This is a genomic window from Bacteroides sp. AM07-18, from assembly GCF_003602695.1.
GTDB classification, from domain to species: Bacteria; Bacteroidota; Bacteroidia; order Bacteroidales; family Bacteroidaceae; genus Bacteroides; species Bacteroides uniformis.
Genome location: NZ_QTLM01000035.1, coordinates 2,677 through 5,748 on the forward strand (window position 1 = coordinate 2,677; position 3,072 = coordinate 5,748).

The window sequence follows — 3,072 nt, forward strand, 5'->3', positions numbered from 1 at the left end:
CGGAGGCGATGAAGGACGTGATAAGCTGCGATAAGCTGCGGGTAGGTGCAAATGACCTTTGATCCGCGGATTTCCGAATGGGACAACCCGGTACTTTGAAGAAGTATCATCCTGCATTGCAGGAGGCTAACGCAGGGAACTGAAACATCTTAGTACCTGCAGGAAAAGAAAATAAACAATGATTCCCCCAGTAGTGGCGAGCGAACGGGGGACAGCCCAAACCATCCATGTTACGGCATGGGTGGGGTTGTAGGACCACGCCGTGGCAAGAAAGTTGGTGAGCAGAATGTTCTGGAAAGTACAGCCATAGAGCATGAGAGCTGCGTATGCGAAGCCAACCGAAGCCTAGTGGTATCCTGAGTAGCGCGGAGCACGAGGAATTCTGCGTGAATCTGCCGGGACCATCCGGTAAGGCTAAATACTCCCGAGAGACCGATAGTGAACCAGTACTGTGAAGGAAAGGTGAAAAGCACTTCGAACAGAAGAGTGAAATAGTTCCTGAAACCATGTGCCTACAAGCGGTCGGAGCACCTTCTGGTGTGACGGCGTGCCTTTTGCATAATGAACCTACGAGTTACTTTTTCCGGCGAGGTTAAGGATTTCAGATCTGCAGCCGAAGCGAAAGCGAGTCTGAACAGGGCGTATAGTCGGAAGGAGTAGACGCGAAACCAAGTGATCTACCCTTGGGCAGGTTGAAGGATGGGTAACACCATCTGGAGGACCGAACCAATAAGCGTTGAAAAGCTTCTGGATGACCTGAGGGTGGGGGTGAAAGGCTAATCAAACTTGGAGATAGCTCGTACTCCCCGAAATGCATTTAGGTGCAGCCTTGACTTATACTGGCATGAGGTAGAGCGACTGATAAGATGCGAGGGCTTCACCGCCTATCAAGTCTTGACAAACTCCGAATGCGTGTCAGTTCTATGTCAGGAGTGAGGGCATGGGTGCTAAGGTCCATGTCCTAAAGGAGAACAATCCGGACCAACAGCTAAGGTCCCGAAATGAATACTAAGTTGAACTAACGAAGTCAGATTGCTAAGACAGCTAGGATGTTGGCTTGGAAGCAGCCATTCATTTAAAGAGTGCGTAACAGCTCACTAGTCGAGGAGTTTGGCGTGGATAATAATCGGGCATAAGTATTCTACCGAAGCTTTGGGATGAGAAATCATCGGTAGGGGAGCATTCCACTCTGCGTCGAAGGTGAGGCGCGAGCCTTGCTGGAGCGTGTGGAAAAGCAAATGTAGGTATAAGTAACGATAAGGCAGGCGAGAAACCTGCCCGCCGAAAGACTAAGGTTTCCTGATCAACGCTAATCGGATCAGGGTAAGTCGGGTCCTAAGGCTCAGCCGAACGGCGAGGCCGATGGCAGAACCGGTTAATATTCCGGTACTACCTGTGGGAGTGACGTGGAGACGGAGTCGTGACAGCGCCGCGGACTGACGGAATAGTCCGTTGAAGGGTGTAGATGCTGATTGTTCCAGGCAAATCCGGAGCAAGAGTCGAACCTGATAGTATGGAGCGTTCTTAGAACAATCCAATAGTGCGTGTAATCATACTTCCAAGAAAATCCGCTAAACTTAATCCTGCAGGTACCCGTACCGCAAACGGACACACGTAGTCGGGTTGAATATACTAAGGCGCTTGAGTGATTCACGGTTAAGGAACTAGGCAAACTGACCCTGTAACTTCGGGATAAAGGGTCCTCGCTTAACGGCGAGGCGCAGAGAATAGGTCCAGGCAACTGTTTAACAAAAACACAGGGCTGTGCAAAATTGAAAGATGAAGTATACAGCCTGACACCTGCCCGGTGCTGGAAGGTTAAGAGGAGATGTCATCGCAAGAGAAGCATTGAATTGAAGCCCCAGTAAACGGCGGCCGTAACTATAACGGTCCTAAGGTAGCGAAATTCCTTGTCGGGTAAGTTCCGACCTGCACGAATGGTGTAATGATCTGGACGCTGTCTCAACCGTGAGCTCAGTGAAATTGTAGTATCGGTGAAGATGCCGATTACCCGCGATGGGACGAAAAGACCCCGTGAACCTTTACTATAGCTTAACATTGAATTTGGGTAATTGATGTGTAGGATAGGCCGGAGGCTTTGAAGCGGGCACGCCAGTGTCCGTGGAGCCGCTGTTGAAATACGGCCCTTTGATTATTTGAGTTCTAACCCGTTGTTGCGGGGACACTGTTTGGTGGGTAGTTTGACTGGGGTGGTCGCCTCCAAAAGTGTAACGGAGGCTTCTAAAGGTGCCCTCACGACGATTGGTAACCGTCGGCAGAGTGTAATGGCATAAGGGCGCTTGACTGGGAGACTTACAAGTCGATCAGGTAGGAAACTAGAGCATAGTGATCCGGTGTTTCTGTATGGAAAGGACATCGCTCAAAGGATAAAAGGTACTCCGGGGATAACAGGCTGATCCCTCCCAAGAGCTCATATCGACGGAGGGGTTTGGCACCTCGATGTCGGCTCGTCACATCCTGGGGCTGGAGAAGGTCCCAAGGGTTGGGCTGTTCGCCCATTAAAGTGGCACGCGAGCTGGGTTCAGAACGTCGTGAGACAGTTCGGTCTCTATCTATCGTGGGCGCATGAAATTTGCGTGGCTCTGACACTAGTACGAGAGGACCGTGTTGGACTGACCTCTGGTTTACCGGTTGTGCCGCCAGGTGCATTGCCGGGTATCTAAGTCGGGATTGGATAAGTGCTGAAAGCATCTAAGTACGAAGCCAGCCACAAGATTAGATTTCTCAGGGTCGTTGTAGACTACAACGTCGATAGGATGCAGGTGTACAGGCAGCGATGTCATAGCCGAGCATTACTAATTGCCCGTCCACTTTTTGCCTTCCGTGTATGGAGGTATATACGTTCAGCAATATATGGACACTTTACTTTTTTCTCATCATGTCTGCCTTATTCAGGTGACTACAGCACCGGGGTTCCACCTCTTCCCATTCCGAACAGAGAAGTTAAGCCCGGTCACGCCGATGGTACTGCGTAACAGTGGGAGAGTAGGTAGTCGCCGTTTTCAGAAGAAGCCTCCGTGTCTGATAAGGATACGGAGGCTTTGTTCGTTT

The 3,072-nt window shown here is 50.5% G+C and carries 2 rRNA genes (1 of these 2 only partly in view); both read left to right on the top strand.

The window, feature by feature from the left end:
- A 23S ribosomal RNA gene (locus DW096_RS19030) occupies positions 1-2,840 on the top strand (it extends 367 nt beyond the left edge of the window).
- Between the two features lie 72 nt (positions 2,841-2,912).
- A 5S ribosomal RNA gene (gene rrf / locus DW096_RS19035) occupies positions 2,913-3,023 on the top strand.
- The last annotated feature ends 49 nt before the right edge of the window (positions 3,024-3,072 follow it).